The following is a 26,355-nucleotide window of genomic DNA, read 5'->3' as shown; positions in this document are numbered from 1 at the left end:
TCAGCCCATCAACGGCAGCAACCCGCCGAGGTCGGCCCGCTCCCCGCTCGCACTCACCTTGGCGTCCGCGATCGCGTCCGCCCACCGCACCCGCCCGGTCGCGAGCCGGATCCAGGTCAGCGGGTCGGTCTCGACGACGTTGGGCGGGGTCCCGCGGGTGTGCCGGGGGCCCTCGACGCACTGCACGACGGCGTACGGCGGGATCCGCACCTCGGTCGAGCCGCCGGGTGCCTTCGCCGCGAGGGCGTCGGCGAGGAGGCGGGTGCAGGCGGCCAGGGCCTGGCGGTCGTACGGGATGTCGAGGCCGGGGACGGCGGCGTTCAGGTCGTCGGTGTGGACGACGAGTTCGACGGTGCGGGTGACCAGGTAGTCGGCGAGGGTCATGGCGCCGGTGCGGCTGCCGATGAGGCGGTCGTCGGGGGCCTGGGCGAGGCTCTCCTTGATGCGCTGCTCGGTGCGTGCGAAGAGGCCGTCGAGGTCGGGGTTGGCCTCGGCGAGGGACCGGGTGTCCTCGGAGATGCCCTCGGCTCGGGGGGCGGTGGTGAACGGCCAGTCCAGGAGGGCAAGCGTGCGGCTCGGCGGTGCTTCGAGGGCGAGGCTGTGGCTGATGGCCTCGACGGCCATGGTGAGGTGCGCGGCGAGATCGCGGACGGTCCAGTCGCCGAGGCGGGTGGGGCGGGCCAGCTGATCGGGGGTGAGGGTGCGTACGGCCTGGTGGACGTGCCCGAACTGGGTGAGGACCGCGGTGCGGATCTTGACGGGGTCGTAGGTGCGGGTGCGCTTCTTGGCCGGGGGCATGGGGGCAGCTTAGGGCTGGTCAGGGCGCGTTGCCGAAGCCTTCTTTCAGGGCTTTCTGACGGCGTACCCGGCAAGGCCGTGCTCCACCAACGCGAAGGCCCGCTCGGCCCGTTCGGCGGCGTCGGCGGCGACCTCGTCCACGCTCTCGCCGGCGTCGATGCGGAGGTGGTGTTCCTCGACGAGGGCCTGGCGGACGTGGGTGAGGGTGGAGGCGGCGATCAGGGCCAGGGTGCGGTCCCCGGTCTCCTCGGTGAGCAGGTCGGCCAGTTCGAGAGCGCCCTTCTCGGCGCTGACGTAGGCCCGGTCCCGCAGCACCGGGGTGGCCATGATGACCGCGCGGATCCGGCGGGCGAAGGGCTCGGCGTGCAGGCCGACGGAGGGGTCGCGGCCCTCGATCATCTCCAGGAACTGCCGGCGCACGGCCTCCACGGCGGACTCGCCCGGCTTCCGGTCGCGCACCGCGCGGGCCGGGTCGGAGAAGTGGTCCTCCATCGGCTTGAAGACCAAGTCCTCTTTCGTACCGAAGTAGTTGAAGACGGTCATCTTGGAGACCTCGGAGGCGTCCGCGATCTCCTGCACCGAGACGGCGTCGAAGCCCTTCTCGGCGAACAGCGCCACGGCGGTGCGGTAGATCCGGATCGCCGTCTGGAGCTTCTTGCGCTCGCGCAGCCCCATGCCCTCAGCAAAAGCCATGGCATCACTGTACCAAGACGAAATTTGATCCCAGATAAAACATTGACTGAGTACACGCTTCTCGGGCACGGTGGTGCCCATGACCGAGACCCAGACCCAGACCATGAGTGACACGCAACGGAAGATCGGTTTCGTCGTCTGCCTCGCGACGATCGTCCTGGCCGTCCTGGACATGCAGATCGTGTCCGCGGCCACCGTCCCGATCGTGCGCGACCTCGACCCCGCGCACGGCATCGACAAGATCCCCTGGCTGGTCAGCGCCTTTTCCCTGGCCTCCGCCGCGGTGCTGCCGCTCTACGGCAAGCTGTGCGACACCCTCGGCGCCAAGCGGGTGTTCCTCGGAGCCGTCGGCACGTTCCTGTTCGGCTCGGCGCTGTGCGGGGCCGCGCAGTCGATCGGGCAGCTGGTCGCCGCCCGGGCGGTGCAGGGGATCGGCGCCGGCGGGCTGATGAGCGTCACGATGGTGGTGATCGCCCAGCTCAAGGACCCCGGCAAGGAGAAGGACAGCAAGGGCGCCGGCATGGGCGGCATCGTCGCGGGCGGCGGTATGGCGCTCGGCCCGTGGGTCGGCGGTGTGCTCTCGGACCACGCGAGCTGGCGGTGGATCTTCTACGTCAACCTGCCGATCGGCATCGCCGTCCTGATCGCCTCCGCACTCGCCCTGAAACTCCCCCGGCACACCGAGCGGCACCGCATCGACTTCCTCGGCGCGGCCCTCGCCGCCGTGTTCTCCATCACGCTGCTGCTGGTCACCGAGTGGGGCGGCAAGGAGTACGACTGGGCGTCACCGCAGGTCATCGGGCTGACGCTGGCCTCGGCGGCCTCCCTCGCGCTCTTCCTGCGCCGCCAGAGCACCGCCGCCGAACCGATCCTGCCGCTGTCCATGTTCCGGGTCCCGGAACTGCGCTGGGGCTTCGCGATCCAGGGGCTCGTCGGGGCGGCCATGGTCGGCTCGATGTACTACGTGATGGTCTACCTCCAGGTCGTCCGCGGCATCGCGAGTTCCTCGGCGGGCCTCTACCTCATCCCCATGGCGATCGGCATGACCGTCGTCGGCATCGCCACCGGCAAGCTCACCGAACGCGGCTGGTCCGAGCGGACGTTCGTGATCACCGGCTCGGCGGTGACCGCCGTGGCCTTCCTGCTCCTCGCCACCACCGGCACCCACACCTCCCTGTGGTGGCTGCGCGCCGAACTGCTCCTCGTCGGCGCCGGGTTCGGCCAGCTGATCGGCCAGCTCATCCAGCTCGTCCAGTACGCGGCCCCCCGCCACCAGCTCGGCGTGGCCACGACCGGCATCCGCTTCTTCCAGACCCTCGGCACGGCCCTGGGCGCCGCCCTCTTCGGCACCCTCATCAGCCGGCTGAGCGACGGCCCGGACACGACGGCGTACGTCTCCGCCATGGACGCGGTGTTCCTGTGCGGGGCCGCGCTGATGGCACTGGGAGTGGCGCTGGCACTACGGCTGCCGAAGCCCGGCCGCGACGGCCAGGAGACCTCGGAGCGGGTCCGGCCGCCGGTGCCGGTCAAGGGCTGAAGTCCGTCGGGAACTCCAGGCCCGTGCAGTCACGGCGGGCGGCGACGTCGTCGACGTACGCCTGGAAGAGTGCGCGAAGGCGGGGGCGGATGTACCGGTCGTACGGGTACGGCACGGTCAGGGTGTGGAGCGCGGGCTCGCCGGCGCAGGTGGCGGAGGCCCACCAGACGTTGGCGGAGTCGTCGAAGCCGGCCGTGCCGGGGGTGAGGGCGGTCTGGTCGGTGCCCAGGCCCTCCGCCTTGACCTCGCCGGCCTCGTCGCCGAAGAACGACTCGGCTCGCAGCCACCAGGGGGTGCCCGGGTCGCCGCGGTCCCCGATCTCCTTCTCGCCGAGGCCGGACCAGATGCGCTCGACGTCCCCGTCGCTCACCGCGAGCAGGCAGCTCTCCTGCGAGGCGTGGGTCCCGGCCGGGGTGGCGAGCGCGCGGTCGGGGAGGCGGCCGCGGCCCTGCTCCCCGAGGTACGCGGCGTACCAGGCGCAGGTGCCCTTCGCCGTCGCCGCGGGCGTCAACCGCTTGCCCGGCGTGGGGAGTTCGGCACGGAGGGCGGGGAGCTCGGTCGTGCAGCCCGTCCGGTCCGCGAGGCGCTCGGCGGCGGTGCGGGCCAGGGTGGCGAGGGTGCGCCGGTCGGCGTCGGTGACCTCGGCGTCCCCGGTGTCGTACAGGGCGGCCGCCATCACGTTGACCGAGGTCACCCCGTCCGGCTTGTTCGGGCAGTCGGCCTTCACCGTGACGGCGTCGTCGGTGTACCGGCCGAGCCGTCCGTCGCCCAGCGGGTACTCGGCCGAGTCGGCGGTCCGACGGGTGCTGCCGCGGTTCTTGCCCGACCAGTCCTCGAACGGGTCGTCCCAACCGTCGACGAGCTGCGCGTACTCGTCGGACGGCGTCTGCCAGGCGGACAGCTGGAAATGGCCGTACGAGGTGCCCGGCTCCCCCACCCGGTAGATCACGCACAGCTGGGGAAGGGCGGCGAGGGGGTCGGAGCCGTCGTCGAGGCCGGACATCACGTCCTCCCCGTCACTGCCCGGACGTGCCCGGTCCGTGCCGCCGTTGAGGCCGAGGACCGGGTCGGGGTCGACCAGTCCGCCGCAGGCCCGCGTGATCTTCTCCCGGCTGGCGGCCCGGTCGAGGGCGTCGTCCGTCTCCAGCCACAGCCCCCAGCCGCCCGCCCCGATACCGAGGAACGCCGTGATCACCACCAGCCGGTTGAGCCGGTCGCTGAGCTTGCCGCCGCGGCCGGGTATGCGCAGGAAGGACGGGATCACGAGGCCTCCTCGGGCCGGGCCGCGAAGTCCGCGCCCGTCGGGAACTCCAGGCCCGTGCAGCCGCGGCGGGCGGCGACGTCGGTGACGTACGCCCGGAAGACCTGCTCGAAGTGCGGGCTCGCGGCCCGGGAGTCGGCACCGTAGTCGACTCGCAGGACGTGCACGGCGGGGGTGCCGTCGCAGACGGACGTCGCCCACCACAGGGCGGAGTCGGCGGCACGGCCCGCGGTGCCCGGGGCGACGGGGCTCGCGGCGTCACCGAGGCGGACGTCCTCGTCGTAGAAGGTCTGGACGTCGGCCCATTTCTCCTCGCCCAGGCGCAGCGCACACCGCTCCCGCCACACCCGCCCGTCGACGGGCGCGCCCATCGCCTCGTCCGGCAGCCACGGGACATGCGCCCTCGCCTGCTCCTGGGGCCGGTACCAGGCACAGGTGCCCTCGGCGTCCAGGGCGTCGGTGAAGCGGGGGGTCGCGGCGAGGGCCGGGGCGGCCGTGTCTCCCTCGCAGTCCAGCCGGTCCGCGAGTTCTCCGGCCGCGTGGACCGCGATGGACGCCATGCGGGCGCGGTCGCCGGTGGTGGCCGGCTTCGGGTAGTACGAGGACATGCCCGTGTAGGCGGCTGACGCGGTGACCTCGACTCGGCGGTCGCCGGGGCAGTCGAGGCGGACGGTCGTCTCGTTGGGGCCCGCGAGACCGGACACGCCGTTGCCGACGGGGACTTCCAGGCGGGCGAAGCGTTCGGGGAGTTCGGCGGAGGGCCGGGGCACGACGGTCTCGGTGCCCTCGTCGACCAGCAGCTGGAACAGCCAGGCGCCGTACGCGTCCCCGTCCGCACCCGCGTTCTGGATCAGACAGTCCGAGGGCAGGGCGTCCGGGTCGAGGGTCGCGCGGTTGCGGAGCACGGTGTCGGCCTTGTCCATACCGCGCACGTCCCGCACGTGCACGAGATCGGCGCAGCCCGCCCCGACGGCCCGATAGGTCCGCCACTCGTCCCACAGCACCGGCCCGCTCCAGCCGGCGCCGGCGACGGCGGCCAGACAGAACAGGACGTTCAAGGGCGTGCGTATCCGCGCCGGTACTTCCACCGATCCTCATCCCCCGTGTGCATCAGTGATCGGCAGAAGCTAACACGAGTGAAGGCCCCGCCCGTTGGAGCCGGGCGGGGCCTTCATACGCGCATCACAAGCTGGGGTCCGTCCTAGGCGAGCAGTGCCTCGATGGTGCCCTCGTGCGCCGTGCGCAGTTCCTCCAGGGACAGTTCGAACTCGCCCTGGAGCTCGACGGTGTCGCCGTCCACGACACCGATGCGGGTGACCGGGAGGCCCCGGGCGCCGCACATGTCGTTGAAGCGGACCTCCTCGGAGCGCGGGACGGCCACCACGGCACGGCCCGCCGACTCCGAGAACAACAACGTGAACGCGTCGAGCCCGTCCGGTACGACCAGACGCGCGCCCTTGCCGCCGAGCAGCGCCGACTCCACGACCGCCTGGATCAGACCGCCGTCGGACAGGTCGTGCGCCGAGTCGATCATGCCGTCGCGTGAGGCCGAGATCAGGATCTCCGCGAGCAGGCGCTCACGCTCCAGGTCGACCTTGGGCGGCAGGCCGCCCAGGTGGTCGTGGATGACCTGGCTCCACGCCGAACCGCCGAACTCCTCACGCGTGTCGCCGAGGAGGTACAGCAGCTGGCCCTCCTCCTGGAAGGCGACCGGTGTGCGGCGGGCGACGTCGTCGATGACGCCCAGCACGGCCACGACGGGGGTCGGGTGGATGGCCGCCTCGCCCGTCTGGTTGTAGAGGGAGACGTTGCCGCCGGTCACCGGGGTGCCCAACTGCTGGCAGGCGTCGGCCAGTCCGCGGATGGCCTCCGCGAACTGCCACATGACAGCGGGGTCTTCGGGCGAGCCGAAGTTCAGGCAGTCCGACACCGCGAGCGGCTTGGCACCCGTCGTGGCCACGTTCCGGTACGCCTCCGAGAGCGCCAACTGGGCGCCCGCGTACGGGTCCAGCTTCGCGTACCGGCCGTTGCCGTCCGTCGCGATGGCGACACCGAGGCCGGTCTCCTCGTCGATGCGGATCATGCCCGAGTCCTCGGGCTGGGCCAGCACCGTGTTGCCCTGCACGAAGTGGTCGTACTGCGAAGTGATCCACTTCTTGGAGGCCTGGTTGGGAGAACCGACCAGCTGGAGGACCTGCTGCTTGAGTTCCTCCGAAGTCCCGGGCCGCGGCAGCGCGTTCGCGTCGTCCGCCTGGAGCTCGTCCTGCCAGGACGGGCGGGCGTAGGGGCGCTCGTAGACCGGGCCGTCGTGCGCGACCGTGCGCGGGTCGACGTCGACGATCTTGCCGCCGTGCCAGAAGATCTCCAGCCGGTCGCCGTCGGTGACCTCACCGATGACGGTCGCGATGACATCCCACTTGTCGCAGATCTCCAGGAACCGGTCCACCTTCTCCGGCTCCACGACCGCGCACATGCGTTCCTGCGACTCGCTCATGAGGATTTCCTCGGGCGAGAGCGTCGAGTCGCGCAGCGGTACGTCGTCCAGGGTGACGCGCATGCCGCCGGAGCCGTTGGACGCCAGCTCGGACGTGGCGCAGGACAGGCCCGCCGCACCCAGGTCCTGGATGCCGACGACCAGCTTCTCCTTGAAGGCCTCCAGGGTGCACTCGATGAGGAGCTTCTCCTGGAAGGGGTCGCCGACCTGGACCGCCGGACGCTTCGACGGCTTGGCGTCGTCGAAGGTCTCACTCGCCAGGATCGACGCGCCGCCGATGCCGTCGCCGCCCGTCCGGGCCCCGTACAGGATGACCTTGTTGCCCGCGCCGGACGCCTTCGCGAGGTGGATGTCCTCGTGCCGCATCACACCGATGGCACCGGCGTTGACCAGCGGGTTGCCCTGGTAGCAGGCGTCGAAGACGACCTCGCCGCCGATGTTGGGCAGGCCCAGGCAGTTGCCGTAACCGCCGATGCCCGCCACGACACCCGGCAGGACGCGCTTGGTGTCGGGGTGGTCGGCGGCGCCGAAGCGCAGCGGGTCCACGACCGCGACCGGGCGCGCGCCCATCGCGATGATGTCGCGGACGATGCCGCCGACACCGGTCGCCGCGCCCTGGTAGGGCTCGACGTACGACGGGTGGTTGTGCGACTCGACCTTGAAGGTGACCGCGTAGCCCTGGCCGACGTCGACGACGCCCGCGTTCTCGCCGATGCCCACGAGCAGCGCGTCGGACTGGGGGGCCTTCTCGCCGAACTGGCGGAGGTGGACCTTCGAGGACTTGTACGAGCAGTGCTCGGACCACATGACCGAGTACATGGCCAGTTCCGCACCCGTGGGGCGGCGGCCGAGGATCTCGACGACCCGCTCGTACTCGTCCTTCTTCAGGCCGAGTTCGGCCCAGGGCAGCTCGACGTCGGGGGTCGCGGCCGCGTGCTCGACCGTGTCCAGAGGCGTCCGGCTCATGCGTTGACCAGCTTCTTGAGGATCGAGGTGAAGAAGGGGAGACCGTCGGTGCGGCCGGAGCCGATGAGCGGCTCGACGGCGTGCTCCGGGTGCGGCATGAGGCCTACGACGTTCCCGGCCTCGTTGGTGATGCCGGCGATGTCGTTGAGCGAGCCGTTGGGGTTGAAGTCCAGGTAGCGGAACACGACCCGCCCCTCGGCCTCCAGCTTGTCCAGCGTGTACTGGTCGGCGACGTACCGGCCGTCCATGTTCTTCAGCGGGATGTGGATCTCCTGGCCGGACTCGTAGTCGGCGGTCCAGGCGGTGTCCGCGTTCTCCACCCGCAGCTTCTGGTCGCGGCAGATGAAGTGGAGGTGGTCGTTGCCGAGCATCCCGCCGGGCAGCAGGTGGGCCTCGGTGAGGATCTGGAAGCCGTTGCAGATACCGAGGACCGGAAGTCCGGCCTTGGCCTGCTCGATGACCGTCTCCATCACGGGCGAGAAGCGGGAGATGGCGCCGGCCCGCAGATAGTCGCCGTAGGAGAAACCACCGGGAAGGACGACCGCGTCGACCTGGTGGAGGTCCTTGTCCTTGTGCCAGAGGGCGACCGGTTCGGCGCCCGCGAGGCGGATCGCGCGCTGGGTGTCCCGGTCGTCGAGACTTCCCGGGAAAGTGACGACGCCAATACGAGCGGTCACTTCGCGGCCTCCGCGACTTCTTCCACCTTCACCGTGAAGTCTTCGATCACGGTGTTGGCGAGGAAGGATTCCGCAAGATCGTGGATGCGGGCGAGCGCGGCCTCGTCGACCGGTCCGTCAACTTCCAGTTCGAATCGCTTTCCCTGACGTACGTCCGAGATGCCTTCGAAACCCAGGCGCGGCAGTGCGCGCTGCACCGCCTGGCCCTGGGGGTCGAGGATCTCCGGCTTGAGCATGACGTCGACTACGACGCGTGCCACTGGCACTCCCGGTGTGTGGTGCTGAGCAAGGTTCCTGCGGGGTCCGTCCAACAGGTGTCTTCAGACTACCCGCACAAAATTTCTACGCGCGTTGACTTGTAGGAAGCTACGTGAGGGCCGTCACGATCCGGTATCGACGGCCGCGTTCACGAAAATTTCCGGGAAAGATCCCCGATCGACACCCGATACCTATTGCGCTCAGACACGCGGAAGGATTTAGTCGGGCTTCCCATTGCATTGTCGGGCACTGTACAAATGAATTGGCAAGTGCCGTACGAAGGGACCGATATTCGTGGCGCAGAAGGTCGTGGTCACTCTCTTTGACGACATCGACGGCTCGGAAGCGGCGGAAACGATCGCCTTCGGACTCGATGGCAAGTCGTACGAGATCGACCTGAATCAAGCGAATGCCAAGGAACTGCGTAAGGCGCTCGCGCCCTACGTGGAGGCCGGCCGGAAGCGGTCGAGGTCCGGCAAGGCGTACAAGCAGACCGAGGTCGCCCCCGACCCGGCCGCCGTGCGCGCCTGGGCCCAGGCGAACAAGATGGACGTGCCCGCCCGCGGCCGCATCCCCAAGAAGGTCTACGAGGCGTTCGCCGCGGCGCAGTGACGCGACGGGCGAGGGCTCACAGGTCGTGCTCAGGGTCCGTCAGCGGGCCCTGAGGACAACCGACTTGCATTGCCCCCCACCTGGTCGGCTAGAGTCTGGAGCACGCCGAGGGGCGGGGACGGAAAAGCCCAGCCCACGGAGTACATGCGGGTGTAGTTCAGTAGCAGAACATCCCCCTTCCAGGGGGAAGGCGCAGTGTGCAATTCCTGTCACCCGCTCTGCATCGCCGGTCTGGTCCCCCTTGTGGATCAGGTAGGATGGTGCTCGCGCCGATCAGTGAGAGCTGGTCGGAGGCAATGCGAACGTAGCTCAGTTGGTAGAGCGCAACCTTGCCAAGGTTGAGGTCGCGAGTTCGAACCTCGTCGTTCGCTCTTGAATCAAGCCCCCCGGCTTCGGTCGGGGGGCTTTTTCGTGCCCGCATCGCCTTGTCGGCCGTCTGACATTTGTCATGGCGAGTGATGACAGCGCGCACTGCTTCCGGGGCCCGGGCGCCGGGATGCTGGTTCCATGAACACGAACGTGATTGAGGTCACTGACCTGCGACGCGTCTACGGGGGCGGGTTCGAAGCGGTCCGCGGGATCAGCTTCTCCGTGAACCGGGGCGAGGTCTTCGCGCTGCTCGGTACCAACGGGGCCGGCAAGACATCGACGGTGGAGCTGCTCGAAGGGCTCGCGCGGCCGGCCGGGGGCCGGGTGCGGGTGCTCGGGCACGATCCCTACGAGGAGCGGGCCGCCGTACGGCCGCGGACCGGCGTGATGCTTCAGGAGGGTGGGTTCCCGTCCGAGCTGACCGTCGCCGAGACCGCGCGGATGTGGGCGGGATGCGTGAGCGGGGCGCGGCCGCCGCTGGAGGCGCTGGAGCTCGTCGGGCTCGCGCGGCGGGCCGACGTACGGGTGAAGCAGTTGTCCGGGGGTGAGCGGCGGCGGCTGGATCTCGCGCTCGCGCTGCTCGGGCGGCCCGAGGTGCTGTTCCTGGACGAGCCGACGACCGGGCTCGACGTCGAGGGGCGGCGGGACACCTGGGAGTTGGTGCGGGCGCTGCGGGACGGCGGTACGACCGTGCTGCTGACCACGCACTATCTGGAGGAGGCCGAGGGGCTCGCCGACCGGCTGGCGATTCTCCACGAGGGGCGGATCGCGGTCACCGGGACTCCGGGCGAGGTGACGGCGGGGCAGCCGTCGCGGATCTCCTTCGAGCTGCCCGAGGGGTACTTCGTGGGGGATCTGCCGCCGCTCGGGGAGCTGGGGGTGCTGGCCCACGAGGTCGACGGCCGGGCCGTACGGCTGCGGACGCGGGAGTTGCAGCGGACGGCGACCGGGGTGCTGGTGTGGGCCTCGGGGGCGGGGGTCGAGCTGCGGCGGCTCGATGTGCGGTCGGCCTCGCTGGAGGAGGCGTTTCTGGGGATCGCCGGGCAGGCGCGGACGAAGGAGCGGGTGGCATGAGCGGGACGACGGCTTTCAGCACTCCGGCCGGGCGGGTCTCGGCGCTCGGGCGGGCCGAGGCGACGTTGTTCCTGCGGAGCAGGGGCATGGTCTTCTCCGCGGTGTTCCTGCCGCTGGTGCTGCCGTTCAGCGTGAAGGCGGCCATCCAGGACCTGGACCTCGGGAAGTCCGGGCTCACCGTGGGGCTGGTGCTGCTGCCCGCCGCGATCGGGTTCTCGCTGCTCTTCGCCGTCTACACGGCGCTCGTGGGCGTCTTCGTCGGGCGGCGCGAGGAACTCGTCCTCAAGCGGCTGCGCACCGGGGAGGTGCGGGACGCGGAGATCCTGGCCGGGGCCGCGCTGCCGGCGGTCGTCACCAGCATCGTGCAGTCGGTCCTCCTGGTGATCGGCTGCTCGGTCCTGCTCGACATGGCGGCGCCCAAGGCGGTGGCGCTCGCCGTCCTGGGGCTGCTCCTCGGCCTGGTGATCTGCGCGTCGCTGGCCGCCCTCACCGCGAGCTTCACCCGCACCGTGGAGAGCGCGCAGGTCACCGGCCTGCCGCTGATGCTGGTCTCGATGCTGGGCTCCGGGATCACCGTGCCGCTCGAGGTGCTGCCCGACCGGATGGCCTCGCTGTGCGAACTGCTGCCGCTCACCCCGGTGATCACGCTGGTGCGCGGCGGCTGGACCGGGGACCTCTCGGCGTACGAGGTGCTCGGCGCCGCCCTGACCGCGCTGGCCTGGGCCGCGCTGGGCGTGTTTGCTGTACGACGGTGGTTCCGGTGGGAACCGCGGCGCTGAGCACGGGAGCGGGGAGATGAGCGGTTCGGGGGACTGGTGGCGGCGCAAGAGCACGCCGGCCAAGGTCGAGACGTACACACGATGGTCGTTCCACTTCTTCGTGGTGGTCGAGGTCATCTCGCTCGGGCTGCCGCTCGTCGGTGAGATGGTGCCGTGGGTCGCCGCCTCGCTGGGTCTCGCGGTGGTCGGGCACTCGGTGGTCTGTGCCGTGACCGCCTCGCAGGCGCTGGACTGGACGCTCGGCCGCCGCGAGCAGCCCGTCCACATGCTGTGGACGCTCGGCGCGCTCACCGCGGCGATCGCCGTCATGGCGATCGCGATATCGGAGCACGGGCCGGGCGGGGACGGCGTCGACACCGCGGCCGGCTCGGTCTTCGCCGTCGTGCTGATATTCGGGTCGGGCATCTTCGCGCTCGGTATACGCAGCCGGCGGCGCATGTACTCCGTCGTCACGGGCTTCGCCGTCGGGGCGGGACTCGTGGCGTTCGCGGGCCGGCCCGGCCCCGAGGCCCTGATCAGCGTGCTGGTGGTGTTCCTCGGCGGCGGGTTCCTCGCCTTCACCTCCGCCTTCTCGATCTGGCTCCTCAACGCCGTCTACGAACTCGACGAGGCCCGCGAGACGCGGGCCCGGCTCGCCGTCGCGGAGGAGCGGCTGCGGTTCGGTCGGGACCTGCACGACGTCATGGGACGCAACCTCGCCGTGATCGCGCTCAAGAGCGAGCTGGCGGTGCAGCTGGCACGGCGGGGGCGGCCCGAGGCGGAGGAGCAGATGGTCGAGGTGCAGCGGATCGCGCGGGAGTCGCAGCGCGAGGTGCGGGATGTCGTACGGGGATATCGGGAGGCCGACCTCGGGGTGGAACTCGCCGGTGCGCGGGGGGTGTTGGAGGCGGCGGGGATCGCCTGCGCCTTCGAGGTGAACGGGGAGTCGGACGCGCTGCCGGCCGATGTGCAGTCGGCGCTCGCGTGGGCCGTGCGGGAGGCGACGACGAATGTGCTGCGGCACGGGGATGCCGGGCGGTGCGCGGTGGATGTGCGGGTGAGCGGGGAGCGGGTGGTGCTGACCGTGGAGAACGACGGGGTGGGCTCGGGCGCGGCGGCGTCGGCCGGGAGCTCCGGGGGCTTGGGCGGCTCTGCGGGATCCGGGGGCTCGGGCGGCTCTGCGGGCTCGGGCGGCTCCGGGGGCTCCGCGGGCTCGGGCGGCTCTGCGAACTCCGCGGGGTACGGAGGTTCGGGGCTGGCCGGGTTGCGGGAGCGGCTCGCTGTGGTGGAGGGGACGTTGGAGGCGGGGACCGTGGGGGGCGGGGTGTTCCGGGTGGTGGCCTCGGTGCCCTTGCGGGTGAGTGAAGTGAGTGAGGTCACGGGATGACGGTGCGGCTGTTGCTCGCCGATGACGAGCATCTGATCCGGGGTGCGCTGGCCGCGCTGCTCGCGCTGGAGGACGATCTCGTGATCGTCGCCGAGGCGGCGTCGGGGCCCGAGGCGCTGGCGATGGCGAAGGCGCACGCGCCCGATGTCGCCGTACTGGATCTTCAGATGCCCGGGGCGGACGGTGTGAAGGTCGCCACATCCCTGCGGGCCGAACTGCCCGACTGCCGCGTGCTGATCGTGACGAGTCATGGGCGGCCCGGGCATCTGAAGCGGGCCCTTGAGGCGGGTGTGCGGGGTTTCGTCCCGAAGACGGTGAGCGCGCGGCGGCTCGCGGAGATCATCCGTACCGTGCATGCCGGACAGCGGTATGTGGACCCGGAGTTGGCCGCCGACGCGATCTCCGCCGGGGACTCGCCGCTGACCGCGCGCGAGGCCGAGGTGCTGGAACTGGCCGCCGACGGGGCGCCGGTCGCGGAGATCGCGGAACGGGCCGCGCTGTCGCAGGGGACCGTGCGGAACTATCTGTCGTCGGCCGTCTCGAAGCTGGGCGCCGAGAACCGGCACTCGGCGGTGCGGCTCGCCCGGGAGCGAGGTTGGGTATAGTGGTTCTCGCGCCACGGCGCATGCGAACGTAGCTCAGTTGGTAGAGCGCAACCTTGCCAAGGTTGAGGTCGCGAGTTCGAACCTCGTCGTTCGCTCCAGAGAGAAGCCCCCCGGCTGGTCCGGGGGGCTTCTTCTTGTTCTACGACTTCTACGACTTCTACGACCAGGTCGTGCCCGTCAGACGCTCGTACGCCTCGATGTACTTGGCGCGGGTCGCGTCCACGACCTGCTGCGGCAGCGGCGGCGGGGGCTGCTCGCTCTTGCGGTCCCAGCCGGACTCCGCCGAGGTCAGCCAGTCGCGCACGAACTGCTTGTCGTACGACGGCTGCGCGCGGCCCGGCTCCCACTGCTCGGCCGGCCAGAAGCGGGAGGAGTCCGGGGTGAGGATCTCGTCCGCGAGGACCAGGGTGTCGCCGTCGAAGCCGAACTCGAACTTGGTGTCCGCGAGGATGATGCCGCGGTCGCGGGCGATGTCACGGCCGCGCGCGTAGACGGCGAGGGTCGCCTGGCGCAGTCGGGCGGCGGTGTCGGCGCCGACCTGGCGGGCGACCTCCTCGTACGACACGTTCTCGTCGTGCTCACCGACCTCGGCCTTGGTGGCCGGGGTGAAGATCGGGGCGGGGAGCTCGCTGCCGTCGACCAGGCCCTCGGGGAGGGCGAGGCCGCAGACCGTGCGGGAGTCGTTGTACTCGACCAGGCCCGAGCCGGTGAGGTAGCCGCGGGCCACCGCCTCCACCGGGACCATCTGGAGCGACTTGCACACGAGGGTGCGGCCGGCCCAGTCGGCGGGGGCGCCTTCGGGCAGGTCGGTGCTCAGGACGTGGTTGGGGATCAGGTCCGCGATCTGGTCGAACCACCACAGGGAGAGCTGGGTGAGGACCCGGCCCTTGTCGGGGATCTCGGTCGGCAGCACCCAGTCGTACGCGGAGATGCGGTCGCTGGCGACCATCACGAGGTCGCCCGCCTCGTTCTGGTACAGCTCACGCACCTTGCCGGTGTGGAGGTGCACCAGGCCCGGAACCTGGATCGGCTCGGGCTTTTCTACGAATCCGGACACGGTTCCTCCCCGTGGTTCTGTCCAATGGCTTGATTGTCCCGTATCGGGAGCCTGGCCAGGGACAGGGGGTCGGTGGTGCTCAGGGCAGGGGGGCGGTGGCGCTCAGGGTAGAGGGCCGGGGCGCTGACGTGGGGAGTCAGTCGCGCTTGCAGATGTGGTCCAGGAGGTTCGCCGTGGCGCGCTGGACTCGGGGGTCGATGTGGCCGGGGCGGTCCAGGGACGGGGACCACGCGAAGGTGCCGGACGCGAAGACCAGGGCGCCGGAGGGGGCACGGTAGAGGGAGGTCTCCTGGTGGCGGAGGGCGCCCTCGGTGTCGGCGTACGGGGAGTGGGCGAGCAGGATGCGGTCCTCGTGCTCGGGGAGGGGGGTGCGGGGGAAGTAGCGGTCGGCCTCGCCCGCCACCAGGCCCTCGATCTCGTCGCCCTCGTGGGCGCCGGTCGCATCCCAGAGCCAGTGGTCGGCGTTGCGGACGACCAGGGGGGACGGGTCGGGGACGCGGCCCGCGTACTGGATGCCGACCAACTGCTGTTCCGGGCGGTCGATTTCGCGCCACAGCACCGGGCGGCCCGGGCCCCTGCGCTTGCGGCAGGTCAGGAGGCGGTCGGGCACTCCGGACGGGGACGGGCCCAACTCCACCTGCCAGTACATGGTGTTGGCGGAGAGGAAGACGAGGGACGTGCCGTGGTCGCGGGCCCGCTCCACGGTGCGGCGCATGTTCGCCGACCAGTACTCGTCGTGGCCCGGGAAGACCAGGCCCCGGTAGCGGGTGGGATCGACGCGGCCGGAGTGCAGGTCGCGGGCGTCGGCGTAGGCCAGGTCGTAGCCGTAGCGCTCGGCGAAGCGGATGAAGTCGTAGGCGTGGCCCACGTGGAGGGGGAGCCCTGCGCCGGCGTACGGGCGGTCGAAGGAGACGGTCGTCGCCGCGTCGGACTCGCCCAGCAGGCGGCCCTGTTCGTCCCACGCGTGGTAGAGGCTGGCGCCGGTGCGGCCGTCCTCCGGGTAGAGGTTGTACGCCTGCCATGTCACGTCCGGCAGGAGGAGCAGCAGGTCCGCCGGGTGGTCGTGGCGGACGGTGAAGGGGACGTGGGAACGGTAGCCGTCGGCGGTGGTGAGTACGGCGACGTACGCGCCGATGCTCCAGTACGACGGGATCTGAAGGCGCCAGCTCAGCCACCAGTGGTGGCAGGAGACCGTGCGGTCCGCGGTGAGGGGCGGGGGCTGGACGATGCCGGAGAGGCGGGGGCTGGTGGTGATCTTCGCCGCGCCGTCGCCGCCGTAGTGGCCGATGCGGTAGACGTCGACGGCGAACTCCTGGGGCGGGTCGACCGTGATGTGGAAGTCGATGGCCTCGCCGGGGGCCGCGGCGCCGGTGGAGGTGAAGCCCTTGATCTGGCGGCGGATGTCGTCGGCGGAGCGGGGGCCTCCGGCGGTTCGGCGGGGGGTGGGGATTCGGGGGGTGGCTGGGCTGGTGCCGGATGCGGTGGCGCCTGTGCCTGGGCCTGGGGTGCCTGGGCCTGTGTCTGTGGTGCCCCCGTCCACGTACCAGGGGACCACCTGGCCCGTGTCGTTGAAGTACGTCTCGTCGCCGCGCAGCCAGGGGACGGGGCCCTGGCCGAAGGGGTCCGTCACCGCGTGCGCCAGCGCTCCCGACTCCCACCGGCGGATCTGTTCCGGACCCATGGCTGCTCCCCTCCCTCGTGCCCCCGTGTGTTCGTGCGGTCCTGCGGTCGTACGTGCGTTGCCGCGACGGCTGTCTTATGTCGTAAGCCCTTGCCATGTGCTCGATCGGTCCCAGCACATCACATTACGCACGCAGGCTGTCACTATTCGTTGCGAATTCGCCGAAAGTGGAACGAGGGCTTCCGGTAAGGGAGTTCGCCGAGTTGGTCGCGGGGTGCGCTCAGACGAGGCGGAGGGGTTTCTCCGGGCGTATTCCGGACTCCAGGAGCCACGTGCGCAACGGGGTGGGGTCGCCGTCCTCGATCAGGCTCAGGACCACGGGGGTGAGGTCTGCCGCGCGGTCGCCGTTGATGAGGAGGGTCGGGCCGTCGAGCCAGTCGAGGCCGGGGGTGGCGCCTGCGGTGTCCATCGCGGCGCAGCAGACCATGGCGGTGACGTGGTCGGTGAGGAGTTCGCGGGCCGAGCGGGGGGCCTGCGGGGGGAAGAGGGGGAGTGCGCCTTCGTCCCAGAGGGTGGGGTCGGGGGTGGGAGGGTTGGGGGTGGTGGCTTCCTCGCGGGCCAGTTCCGCGGTCAGGGCTGCGGCGAGGGTGGCGGTGCGTTCGTTGTCGGCCTCGGCCTCGGCTTCGGCTTCGTCTTCGCCTTCGGCTTCGGCTTCGGCTTCGGCTGGGGGGGTTGCCGAGGTATCGGCTGCGGGCCCTACTGCCGACGGGGCGGCCGTTGGGTTGGCCGCCAGGGGGGCCCTGGGGTCCGAGGTAAGGGGTGCTGTCTCCCCCGGCAGGGACAGGTAGTCGAGGACCCGGGAGAGGGTTGGGCCTGCTGTTTCTCTGGGGTCTGGGGTGGGGTGGGGGGACTGGGCGTCCAGGACTCGGTGGAGGCGGGCTGCGTCCAGGCGCCACTTTCGGTCCACGACCTCGTCCGGGTATTCGTCCCAGTTGACCGGGGACCAGTCGGGGCCTGGCTCCGCGGGGCCGCCGTGGAAGAGGCGGGCGGCGAGGAGGGAGGTGGCCTCGTCGATGGTGCCGGGTTCTTCGAGGAGGTCGCAGGCAGGGCGTTCGCCCAGGCGGGAGGCGAAGCCTTCGGCGAGGCGGTCCCGGCGGGAGAGTTCCGTCAGTGCCGCCACGACACCCGCGTCCAGACGGGACGGCCAGCGGCCCATCCGCCAGGCGGGGAGCGCGACGCGGGTCAGGAGACGGTCCCAGCCGGCGTACGCCAGGCCCACCTGTTCCTGGGCGACGATCCGCAGGCCGTAGTCCACGGCCTGGGCGCGCTCGGCCGCCGCTGCCGCGACCCCGCGCTCCATCTGCGCCGCGTGCTCACGGCAGCTGCGCAGCAGCAGGCGGGCCACCCAGCCGACGCCCGCGCACACCACGCGGGTCAACGGGCAGCGCCCCGCCGTGGAGGCGACGGCCACCGCGGCGTCCAGGCCTCGGACGAAGCGGCGGGCCGCGGCTATGTCCGGGTGCGCCGAGGGTCCCGTACCGGCGACGACCGGGGCGAGGACCGCGCGGAGTTCGCCGACGCGCATCCACCACAGGAACGGGGAGCCGATGACGAGGACCGGCGCCGCCGTCGTACGCCTGGAGCCGCGGGCGCCCGTGAGTTCGTCGCGGTCCTCCTGCTGGGGCGGGCCGTGGGCCGGGTGGGTGCGGTCCTCCAGCCAGCTGTCGCAGTCCGGGGTGAGGGCTATCGCGGAGGGGGCGGGTACGTCGAGGCGGTCGGCCAGGTCGCGGACCAGGCGGTACAGGTCGGGCGCCGATTCCTCGGCGATCGGGACCGTGGGACTCACCGCCGGGCGGGCGCGGGCGACGACCAGGGCGATGCCGGCGGCGGCCAGCAGGACGACGACGGCGAGCGGGGTGACGGCCCAGCGCGCGGCGTGCCAGCCGGGGCCCACCAGATGGCCGGTGGTGTCGCCCGCGTACAACACCACGGCGACGGCCGCCGGCAGCAGCGCGACGGCCAGCGCGCGGCTGCGGATGCGCAGCACGGCGAGCGCCCGGGAGCGCGCGGCCTGTGCGCCCGCCTCTCCACCCATACCGGTCACGACCGGATGTCACCCCCTCGCTGCTGTCCTGGCTGCCTGGCAGTCCTGGCGTTGCTCACTCCCCCACTGTGGCACCCACCACTGACATCGCAATGCCGGTGGGCCAAGTGCCGGAACCTGCCGGAACGCTTGCGCCGCACCCTAGTTGGGGGCTCGGCCCACGTCAGCTGTAAATGGCTGCGGTCACTCGATGGAATGGCTTTGGGGAAAGGTGGATGACGGACAGCGAAGATCAGGCCTTGGATCTTGACTCAAATTCAGCCCCCGTCCGGCCTCGGATCCAGCCTTCCCCGTAGTGCGGCAACCCATCCCGAACCCGTCCCGGGCACGGGTCAGGCCCCGAATCCTGAGACGGAATCGGGGCCTGTCTGGTTCATCCGGTCTGCCGGTTACGCTCCCGCCGCGGCCTTCGCCGCGATGTCCGTGCGGTGCTGGGAGCCGTCCAGGCGGATGCGGGCGACCGCCTGGTACGCGCGGTCGCGGGCCTCGTTCAGGTCCTTGCCGGTCGCGGTGACCGACAGGACGCGGCCGCCCGCGCTGACCACGGCGTCGCCGTCGTGCTTGGTGCCGGCGTGGAGGACGTACGCGTGCGGGGCGTCCTCGGCGGCCACCGTGTCGAGACCGGTGATCGGGTCGCCGGTGCGCGGGGTGTCGGGGTAGTTGTGCGAGGCGATGACCACGGTGACGGCGGCGTCGTCGCTCCAGCGCAGCGGCGGGAGGTCGGCGAGGTCGCCCTTGGCGGCGGCCAGCAGGAGACCGGCCAGCGGGGTCTTCAGGCGGGCCAGGACCACCTGGGTCTCCGGGTCGCCGAAGCGGGCGTTGAACTCGATGACCCGTACGCCGCGGCCCGTGATCGCGAGACCGGCGTAGAGCAGCCCGGAGAAGGGGGTGCCGCGGCGGCGCAGCTCGTCGACGGTCGGCTGGAGGACGGTCTCCAGGACCTCCTCCACCAGCTTCGGGTCCGCCCACGGCAGCGGGGAGTACGCGCCCATGCCGCCGGTGTTCGGGCCCTCGTCGCCGTCGAGGGCGCGCTTGAAGTCCTGGGCGGGCTGGAGCGGGACGACGGTCTCGCCGTCGGTGACCGCGAAGAGGGAGACCTCGGGGCCGTCGAGGAACTCCTCGATGACGACGCGCTCGCAGGAGTTCGCGTGCGCCCGGGCCACGTCGAGGTCGGGCGTGACGACGACGCCCTTGCCGGCGGCGAGCCCGTCGTCCTTGACGACGTACGGGGCGCCGAAGGCGTCGAGGGCCTCGTCGACCTCCTCGGGGGTCGTGCAGACGTAGGAGCGGGCGGTGGGGACACCGGCCCCCGCCATCACGTCCTTCGCGAAGGCCTTGGAGCCCTCCAGCTGCGCGGCCTCCTTCGAGGGGCCGAAGACCGGGATACCGACCTCGCGCACGGCGTCGGCGACACCGGCGACGAGCGGCGCCTCCGGGCCTACGACGACCAGCTCGGCGCCGAGCTCGGTGGCCAGCGCGGATACGGCCTTGCCGTCCAGGGCGTCGACCTGGTGCAGCTCGGCGACCTCGGCGATGCCGGCGTTGCCGGGGGCGCAGTGCAGCGCGGTGACGTCGGGGTCGAGGGACAGGGAGCGGCACAGGGCGTGTTCGCGGGCGCCGCTGCCGATGACGAGGACCTTCACGGGGTCAGCGTAACCGGCGGGGGGCTCGGGGAATTGTGCGGGTTGCTGAAGGGGGTGGGGGGCGGGGTTTGTGGGTTTCTCCCAATCGGGGGGCGGAAGGGGCCCTCCCCCTAGGCATTCCCTGCTCGCCCCCTACTCGCTCCCCACTCGCTCCCTACTCGTTCGTGAACTCCTCCACCACCGTCGCCCCCAGTTCCCGCACGATCAGTTCGCGGCCGGAGAGGGCCGACTCGTTGAGGTCGGGGTCGTCGTCCTCGGGGATGTCGTCCTCGGGGGCGACCGGGGGCGGTTCCGGAGCGGACGGCTGGGGGGTGGGGGTGGGAGCGGTGGCGGCCGGGGGTGGTGTTGCCGGGGTCTGGGCGGGGGGCGGGGAAGTCGGCGCGGGGGACGCCGGGCGCTGCTGAGCGGGGGCCGGGCCGGGGGCCGGGGCGCCTCCGGCGTAGCCGCTGGGGGCGGCGGGGGTGCCGCCACCGCCGTAACCACCACCTCCGCCTCCGCCTCCGCCGGTGAAGCCGGACATGCCGCCGCCGGTCTGCGCGGGTGCCGCGCCGCCGCCCGACGCGTCGACGATCGCCTCGATCTTCCACTGGACGCCGAACTGCTCGCCCAGCGCCTGCTTGAGGATGTCCTCGCTGCCGCTGCTCACGAAGTTGTCGCGGGCGCCGGCGTTGACGAAGCCGAGTTGGAGGGTGGTGCCGTCGAAGCCGGCCACCTGGGCGTTCTGGCTGAGCAGGATCCAGGTGAAGCGGCGGCGGCTCTTCACGGCCTCCAGGATGTTCGGCCAGAGCATGCGGGGGTCGAGGCCGCCGGCCGGGGGGGCGTATGACGCAGCTGCGGCGGGGGGTGCGGCCTGCGGTGCGGGCGTCGGGGTGTGGGCGGGGGTGGCTGTGGGCGCGGGGGCGCTGGGGGTGGCCGGGGGTTGGCCGCCACCGGCCGGGGTTGCCGTGGGCCAGCCGCCGGGGCGTCGGCCGCCGCCTGCGGGGGCCGCGGTGGGCCAGGCGCCGGGGGTGGAGGCGGTGGGGGCGGCAGGGGGTGGGGTGGGTGCCTGGGGCTGGTGGGGCTGGGCGTCGCCTACCCCGGCGGCGGGGGTGGAGGGCATGGCAGCAGGGCCGGCGGCGGCGACAGGACCGGCGGCTGCACCGGCGTCACCGGGCGCGGCGGGAGCCGATGCCTGGCCCGGGGCAGCACCGTACGGTGCGGGGGCGCCCTGGCCGGGGGCGGCGGGGCCTCCCGCAGCGCCCTGACCGGGGGCGGTGCCGTAGTCGGGAGCCCCGGCCTGGCCGGGAGCGGCTCCGTAAGCCGGACCTCCGCCCTGGCCGGGAGCGGCTCCGTAAGCCGGACCTCCGCCCTGGCCGGGAGCGGCTCCGTAAGCCGGACCTCCGCCCTGGCCGGGAGCGGCTCCGTAGGCCGGAGCGGCGCCCTGGCCCGGAGTGGCGCCGTAGGCACCGCCCGCGCCAGCGGGCGCGCCGGCTCCCGGCCCGCTCGGGGCACCCGAAGCCCGTACGGCAGCGCGGGCCGCCGCGGCGCCGCCGCCTGGCGGAACCGGGGCCACGGCCGCTCCTCCGTGCACACCCCCATGCGCACCCCCAGGCACGCCTCCCTGCACACCCCCGTGCGCATCGGGGCCGGGGACGTAGCCCATGGCGGGTGCGCCCCCGCCGCCGGAGAAGTTCACGCCCCGCTCAAGGCGGTCGAGGCGGGCCATGAGGGAGCGTTCGTCGCCGTAGGCGGCGGGGAGCAGTACGCGCGCGCAGATCAGTTCCAGCTGGAGGCGCGGGGACGTGGCGCCGCGCATCTCGGTGAGGCCCTCGTTGACGAGGTCGGCGGCGCGGCTGAGTTCGGCGGGGCCGAAGGTGCCGGCCTGGGCCTGCATCCGTTCCAGGACGTCGGCGGGGGCGTCGATGAGGCCCGTCTCCGTGGCGTCGGGGACGGCGGCGAGGATCACGAGGTCGCGCAGGCGCTCCAGAAGGTCGGCGACGAAGCGGCGCGGGTCGTTGCCGCCCTCGATGACGCGGTCGACGACCTCGAAGGCGGCGGCGCCGTCGCCGGTGGCGAAGGCCTCGACGACGGAGTCGAGGAGGGAGCCGTCGGTGTAGCCGAGGAGGGAGGTGGCCATGGCATACGTCACACCCTCCTCCCGCGCACCGGCGAGCAGCTGGTCCATGACGGACATGGAGTCACGCACCGAGCCCTGACCGGCGCGGACGACGAGCGGGAGCACACCCTCCTCGACGGGGATGTTCTCCTTGCCGCACACCTCACCGAGGTAGTCGCGCAGCGTCCCCGGCGGCACGAGCCGGAAGGGGTAGTGGTGGGTCCGCGACCGGATCGTCCCGATGACCTTCTCGGGCTCGGTCGTGGCGAAGATGAACTTGAGGTGCTCCGGGGGCTCCTCGACGACCTTCAGCAGCGCGTTGAAGCCCGCCGACGTGACCATGTGGGCCTCGTCGATGATGTAGATCTTGTAACGGCTGCCCGCAGGCCCGAAGAAGGCCTTCTCGCGCAGATCACGGGCGTCGTCCACACCACCGTGGGACGCGGCGTCGATCTCGATGACGTCGATGGAGCCGGGGCCGTTGCGCGCGAGGTCCCGGCACGACTGGCACTCGCCGCACGGGGTCGGCGTAGGACCTTGCTCACAGTTCAGACAGCGGGCCAGGATGCGTGCGCTGGTCGTCTTTCCGCAGCCGCGCGGACCGCTGAACAGGTACGCGTGATTGACCCGGTTGTTCCGCAGCGCCTGCTGCAACGGGTCGGTGACATGCTCCTGCCCGATGACCTCGGCGAACGACTCCGGGCGATAGCGGCGGTACAGCGCGAGAGACGACACGCATACGAGGTTATAGGCGCCCACTGACAACCCGGGCCCACCGAGACTCCCCCGACTACCCCCGGCCGCCCTGGCAACGTAAGCGCCCCCCACGCACCCGCCAGAGCCAACCTACCCTTGCTGCCTTCCGGCCCTGGGGGAGTTCAGTCAGATAGCGCCGCGTGAGGGGCTGCCCAAACAGTACCCGATGGCCGGGGGTGGGAACGAGTTCGCGAGCACTCCTCAACGTCTTGTATTGTTTGCGGCGGAGGATTCGCCTAGAGGCCTAGGGCGCACGCTTGGAAAGCGTGTTGGGGGCAACCCCTCACGAGTTCGAATCTCGTATCCTCCGCCAGTGCCTCACCGGGCACGATGTCGAAGGGCCCCACCGCTTGCGGTGGGGCCCTTCGACGTTGTCCTCGGACTCGTTGTCCTGGTTTTTGTCCGCAGCGGGTGTTTGCGGGGCTTCTCAGGCGGCATCGGCGATGTGGCGCGCTCACTGCAGAACGTGGCCGAAGACCTCATTCGCCGGCCAGGCGTCGGCCACGACGGCGGACACCACCGCCCCGCCGAAGATGGTATCGATAGAGATAGTATCTCTGACGAGACTATCCTTGCGAGAGGCTCTTGCCATGCGTCGTTTCATCGGGCGGGAACGCGAGCTGAACGTGCTCGGCAACGCCTTGCGGGCGGTTGGCGATGCCGTCGGGTCGGCGAAACCCGGTCAGTGCGTCCTCATGCGCGGACGGAGGCGGGTCGGCAAGTCCAGCCTCGTCGAGGAGTTCCTCCGGCGTACCGAGACGCCGTATCTCTTCTTCACCGCGGCGGGCGGCGCGGCGGAGGACGAACTGACGGAACTGCTCGACGCCGTCGCCAGGTCCACCCTGCCGGAGCGGGAACTGTTCTCGGAGGAGACCCCCGGTCAGTGGAACGCGGCCCTCAGACTGCTCGCGGAGATCCTGCCCGACGACACTCCCAGCGTCGTCGTCATCGACGAGGTTCCGTATCTGATGGACCGCGTCGACGCCTTCGAGGGCATGCTCCGGCGGGCATGGGACCGGCTGCTCAGCCGCAAGCCGGTGCTTCTCCTCCTGGTGGGGTCCGATCTGTCGATGATGGAGGCGCTGAACAGCTACGACCGGCCCTTCCACCAGCGGGGCCGGGAGATGGTCGTGGGGCCCCTGAACCCGGCCGACATCGGCGAGATGCTCGGCCTCTCGCCCGCGGCCGCGTTCGACGCCGCTCTGGTCACGGGGGGCCTCCCCCTGATCTGCGCCGAGTGGCGGGCCGGAGCGGATGTCTGGGAGTTCCTGCGTGACTCGCTGGACAACCCGATCTCGGCGCTGCTGGTCTCCGCCGAACGCTCACTGGCGGCGGAGTTCCCACCACAGGCGATGAGCCGGGAGGTCCTGCGGGCCATCGGATCCGGGGAGCGGACCTTCACCAACATCGCTCGCGCGGCGGGCGGCATCGCCCACACCACGCTCACCCGAGCCACTGACGTCCTGACCGAGAAAAGGGTCGTGGCCACCGAACTGCCGCTCTCGCTGAGGCCGTCGAAGGAACGCCGCTACCGGGTGGCCGACCCCTACCTGCGGTTCTGGCTCGCGTTCCTGGATCCGCACATGGCGGAGATCGAGAGGATGCGAGGAGATCTCACACTGAGCCGGATCAAGGAGCGGTGGACGAGCTGGCGGGGCCGCGCGATCGAGCCCCTGGTCCGGGAATCCCTCGCCCGCCTCCTGCCGGACGGGCTGCTGCCCGCCGCCCCGGCCATCGGGGGGTACTGGACCCGCAGCAACGACGTCGAGATCGACCTGGTGGGCGCCGACCGGCAGCCCGTAGCCAAGCAGTTGCTCTTCCTCGGCTCGGTCAAGTGGCTGGAGAACTCCGCGTTCGACAGCCACGACCTGGCCGCACTGCAGAAGCACCGGGCCGCGGTCACCGACGAGCCGGTACCGCTCGTGGCGGTCTCCCGCAGCGGGATCGGATGTTCCGGTCTTCAGGCGGCTTACGGCCCCGCCGAACTGCTCACCGCCTGGCGCGGGGCGTGAGCAAGGCTGCCTCGTGTGGTCGCAGTTCGGGCGGAGAGCCGACGGGGCCCCAGCCGGTTCAGTAGTCCACGCGGTCCGACTTCGCCAGCCACGCGTCGAACGGCGCCGTCCGGTTCGGCATCTCCACGCGTTCGATCGCCAGCGGCCACAGCTCGGCGGGGCGCTTCTCGAAGAGGTCGTAGAACTTGCGGTCGTCGAAGCCGGCGACGGCCGCGTCGTCGCGGTCGGCGGCGAAGATGATGCGGTCGACGCGCGCCCAGAGGGCGGAGGAGAGACACATCGGGCAGGGCTCGCAGGAGGTGACGAGGACGCAGCCCTCAAGGGAGAAGGTGCCGAGCTTCTGGCAGGCGGCGCGGATCGCGCTGACCTCGCCGTGGGCCGTCGGGTCGAGGTGCGAGGTGACCTTGTTGTTCCCGATGGCGACGACCTCGCCGTCCTTGGCGATCAGGGCGCCGAAGGGACCGCCGCCGTTCTTCACGCTCTCGGTGGCGAGGCCGATGGCCTCGTCCATCCAGGTGCGCTCGATCTGCTGGACGGACGTTTCCTGGGTGTACGCGGTCACGGTCGCTCCTTCTTCTGTGGGCCACTGTGGGCCACCTACAGCGCAAGTAGACCCGCCGGGTCCCGGGGAGAGTCAGTCACCGAAACCATGAAGGAGTCGGCTGGCCGGGCGGCCCATCTCGTAGCTTCGTATGAAGGACAGAGGACCGGTAACGCCGTCGAATTCCACCGGAAACCGAAGGGTCGGCGGCCCTCGTCCCGAAGGGTCAGCGGCCCTCTGTCTCGAACGTGCGCAGCAGGTCCGCGGCGACGCTCACCGCGATCGTCGCGGGCTCCTTGCCGCTGATGTCGGACAGGCCGATCGGGGTCTTGATCCGGTCGATGGTCGCGTCGTCGTGACCGCCCTCGGTGGACAGCCGCTTGCGGAACCGCGCCCACTTCGCCGACGAGCCGATCAGCCCGATGGAGCCGAGGCGGTCGGTGCGCAGGGCGGCGTCGCACAGCGCCGCGTCCTCCGCGTGGTCGTGGGTCATGATCAGGACGTGGGTGCCGGGTGGCAGATCCTCCAGGACCTCCTCGGGCAGCAGCGGCGTGTGGTGGACGTGCACCTGCGCCACCGAGTCGGACAGCACCCCCAGCCGTTCCTCGGTGAGGATGTCGGAGCGGCTGTCGATCAGATGGAGGTCGAGGTCCTGACGGGCGAGGATACGCGCCAGTTCCAGGCCTACATGGCCGACGCCGAAGATCGCTACCGCCTTTACGACCGGGAGCGGTTCCAGCAACACCTGGACCGTGCCGCCGCAGCACTGCACGCCGTGCTGGTTGGTGACCTTGTCGTTCAGGGCGAAGTCCATCAGCTCGGGCTCCGGCTTGGCCGCGGCGAGCAGCTCGCGGGCCCGGTCGATCGCGACGGCCTCGACATTTCCGCCGCCGATGGAGCCCCATGTCTCGCTCCGCCCCACGACCAGCTTGGCTCCGGCCTCGCGCGGGGCGTGGCCGCGCACGGTCGCGACGGTCACCAGCACGCCGGCCTCCCGGCGTGCCCGCAACCGCGCGACCGCGGCGACCCAGGTCATG

The 26,355-nt window shown here is 71.4% G+C and carries 21 protein-coding genes, 4 tRNA genes and 1 other RNA gene; 11 read left to right on the top strand and 15 right to left on the bottom strand.

Annotated elements, in window-relative coordinates; genetic code table 11:
* Together ABZ928_RS12925 and ABZ928_RS12920 are read right to left on the bottom strand one after the other, a co-directional pair.
* Window positions 1-798, bottom strand: coding sequence for a sterol carrier family protein (locus tag ABZ928_RS12925; RefSeq protein WP_361517541.1), 798 nt, complete (start codon window positions 796-798; stop codon window positions 1-3).
* Between the two features lie 45 nt (window positions 799-843).
* Window positions 844-1,491, bottom strand: a complete 648-nt coding sequence (locus tag ABZ928_RS12920; RefSeq protein ID WP_361517539.1) for a helix-turn-helix domain-containing protein — start codon at window positions 1,489-1,491, stop codon at window positions 844-846.
* A 79-nt stretch (window positions 1,492-1,570) separates the two neighbouring features.
* Here ABZ928_RS12920 and ABZ928_RS12915 point away from each other — a divergent pair, with 79 nt between their 5' ends.
* Window positions 1,571-3,028 (top strand): MFS transporter, encoded by a 1,458-nt coding sequence (locus tag ABZ928_RS12915; RefSeq protein WP_361517537.1) that lies wholly within the window; start codon window positions 1,571-1,573, stop codon window positions 3,026-3,028.
* Here the strand turns inward: ABZ928_RS12915 and ABZ928_RS12910 are convergent.
* From ABZ928_RS12910 to purS, 5 genes are all read right to left on the bottom strand, one after another.
* On the bottom strand, window positions 3,018-4,292 hold the full coding sequence (locus ABZ928_RS12910) for a hypothetical protein (RefSeq protein ID WP_361517535.1): 1,275 nt from the start codon (window positions 4,290-4,292) through the stop codon (window positions 3,018-3,020). The two genes, ABZ928_RS12915 and ABZ928_RS12910, sit on opposite strands and share 11 nt — an antisense overlap.
* Complete coding sequence (locus ABZ928_RS12905; protein ID WP_361517533.1) at window positions 4,289-5,377, bottom strand: hypothetical protein; 1,089 nt, start codon at window positions 5,375-5,377, stop codon at window positions 4,289-4,291. The genes ABZ928_RS12910 and ABZ928_RS12905 overlap by 4 nt, the downstream gene beginning before the upstream one ends.
* Before the next feature lie 113 nt (window positions 5,378-5,490).
* Window positions 5,491-7,749 carry a phosphoribosylformylglycinamidine synthase subunit PurL gene (gene purL, locus ABZ928_RS12900; RefSeq protein WP_361517531.1) on the bottom strand — a complete coding sequence of 753 codons (2,259 nt, stop codon included), beginning with the start codon at window positions 7,747-7,749 and terminating at the stop codon, window positions 5,491-5,493.
* The gene (gene purQ, locus ABZ928_RS12895) at window positions 7,746-8,426 is read right to left on the bottom strand and encodes a phosphoribosylformylglycinamidine synthase subunit PurQ (RefSeq protein WP_361517529.1); all 681 of its coding nucleotides are present in this window, start codon (window positions 8,424-8,426) and stop codon (window positions 7,746-7,748) included. The genes purL and purQ overlap by 4 nt, the downstream gene beginning before the upstream one ends.
* A complete protein-coding gene (gene purS / locus ABZ928_RS12890) occupies window positions 8,423-8,686 on the bottom strand; it encodes a phosphoribosylformylglycinamidine synthase subunit PurS (protein ID WP_015659417.1) in 264 nt (87 codons plus the stop codon). Before purS ends, purQ begins: the two co-directional genes overlap by 4 nt.
* A 292-nt stretch (window positions 8,687-8,978) precedes the next feature.
* On the opposite strand from purS, the gene ABZ928_RS12885 reads away from it, so the two are divergent.
* From ABZ928_RS12885 to ABZ928_RS12850, 8 genes are all read left to right on the top strand, one after another.
* Window positions 8,979-9,296 carry an Lsr2 family protein gene (locus ABZ928_RS12885; protein ID WP_361517527.1) on the top strand — a complete coding sequence of 106 codons (318 nt, stop codon included), beginning with the start codon at window positions 8,979-8,981 and terminating at the stop codon, window positions 9,294-9,296.
* Window positions 9,297-9,442: 146 nt separating this feature from the next.
* Window positions 9,443-9,514: transfer RNA gene (locus ABZ928_RS12880), tRNA-Gly, on the top strand.
* Between the two features lie 80 nt (window positions 9,515-9,594).
* Window positions 9,595-9,667 (top strand) — tRNA-Gly (locus ABZ928_RS12875).
* A gap of 136 nt (window positions 9,668-9,803) precedes the next feature.
* A complete protein-coding gene (locus ABZ928_RS12870) occupies window positions 9,804-10,739 on the top strand; it encodes an ABC transporter ATP-binding protein (RefSeq protein WP_361517525.1) in 936 nt (311 codons plus the stop codon).
* Complete coding sequence (locus tag ABZ928_RS12865) at window positions 10,736-11,518, top strand: ABC transporter permease (protein ID WP_361517524.1); 783 nt, start codon at window positions 10,736-10,738, stop codon at window positions 11,516-11,518. Before ABZ928_RS12870 ends, ABZ928_RS12865 begins: the two co-directional genes overlap by 4 nt.
* A 16-nt stretch (window positions 11,519-11,534) precedes the next feature.
* Window positions 11,535-12,884, top strand: coding sequence for a histidine kinase (locus tag ABZ928_RS12860; protein ID WP_361517522.1), 1,350 nt, complete (start codon window positions 11,535-11,537; stop codon window positions 12,882-12,884).
* On the top strand, window positions 12,881-13,489 hold the full coding sequence (locus ABZ928_RS12855; protein WP_361517521.1) for a response regulator transcription factor: 609 nt from the start codon (window positions 12,881-12,883) through the stop codon (window positions 13,487-13,489). The genes ABZ928_RS12860 and ABZ928_RS12855 overlap by 4 nt, the downstream gene beginning before the upstream one ends.
* A 22-nt stretch (window positions 13,490-13,511) precedes the next feature.
* A tRNA-Gly gene (locus ABZ928_RS12850) sits at window positions 13,512-13,587 on the top strand.
* Between the two features lie 59 nt (window positions 13,588-13,646).
* On the opposite strand, the gene ABZ928_RS12845 is transcribed toward ABZ928_RS12850, so the two are convergent.
* From ABZ928_RS12845 to ffs, 6 genes are all read right to left on the bottom strand, one after another.
* Entirely contained in the window at window positions 13,647-14,546 is a 900-nt protein-coding gene (locus tag ABZ928_RS12845; protein ID WP_361517519.1) for a phosphoribosylaminoimidazolesuccinocarboxamide synthase, read from the bottom strand.
* A 136-nt stretch (window positions 14,547-14,682) separates the two neighbouring features.
* Window positions 14,683-16,227: a N,N-dimethylformamidase beta subunit family domain-containing protein gene (locus tag ABZ928_RS12840; RefSeq protein ID WP_361517517.1), complete on the bottom strand. Its 1,545-nt coding sequence runs from the start codon at window positions 16,225-16,227 to the stop codon at window positions 14,683-14,685.
* Window positions 16,228-16,447: 220 nt separating this feature from the next.
* Complete coding sequence (locus tag ABZ928_RS12835) at window positions 16,448-18,262, bottom strand: hypothetical protein (RefSeq protein ID WP_361517668.1); 1,815 nt, start codon at window positions 18,260-18,262, stop codon at window positions 16,448-16,450.
* 398 nt (window positions 18,263-18,660) lie between these two features.
* The gene (gene purD, locus ABZ928_RS12830) at window positions 18,661-19,914 is read right to left on the bottom strand and encodes a phosphoribosylamine--glycine ligase (protein WP_361517515.1); all 1,254 of its coding nucleotides are present in this window, start codon (window positions 19,912-19,914) and stop codon (window positions 18,661-18,663) included.
* A 154-nt stretch (window positions 19,915-20,068) separates the two neighbouring features.
* Window positions 20,069-22,744, bottom strand: coding sequence for a DNA polymerase III subunit gamma and tau (locus ABZ928_RS12825; RefSeq protein WP_361517513.1), 2,676 nt, complete (start codon window positions 22,742-22,744; stop codon window positions 20,069-20,071).
* A gap of 75 nt (window positions 22,745-22,819) precedes the next feature.
* Window positions 22,820-22,918: signal recognition particle sRNA small type (ffs, locus tag ABZ928_RS12820), an RNA gene on the bottom strand.
* Between the two features lie 72 nt (window positions 22,919-22,990).
* Between ffs and ABZ928_RS12815 the strand changes: the two genes are divergently transcribed.
* Window positions 22,991-23,078 (top strand) — tRNA-Ser (locus ABZ928_RS12815).
* A 277-nt stretch (window positions 23,079-23,355) separates the two neighbouring features.
* On the top strand, window positions 23,356-24,777 hold the full coding sequence (locus tag ABZ928_RS12810) for an ATP-binding protein (RefSeq protein WP_361517512.1): 1,422 nt from the start codon (window positions 23,356-23,358) through the stop codon (window positions 24,775-24,777).
* 58 nt (window positions 24,778-24,835) lie between these two features.
* Here the strand turns inward: ABZ928_RS12810 and ABZ928_RS12805 are convergent, their stop codons facing one another.
* Entirely contained in the window at window positions 24,836-25,339 is a 504-nt protein-coding gene (locus tag ABZ928_RS12805) for a nucleoside deaminase (protein WP_361517510.1), read from the bottom strand.
* 205 nt (window positions 25,340-25,544) lie between these two features.
* Window positions 25,545-26,354, bottom strand: a complete 810-nt coding sequence (xdhC, locus tag ABZ928_RS12800) for a xanthine dehydrogenase accessory protein XdhC (RefSeq protein WP_361517508.1) — start codon at window positions 26,352-26,354, stop codon at window positions 25,545-25,547.
* Between the last annotated feature and the right edge of the window lies 1 nt (window position 26,355).

Origin of the sequence: Streptomyces sp. NPDC046909, from assembly GCF_040644695.1 — a bacterium.
GTDB lineage: Bacteria > Actinomycetota > Actinomycetes > Streptomycetales > Streptomycetaceae > Streptomyces.
This window is presented reverse-complemented; position numbering and strand designations above follow the sequence as displayed.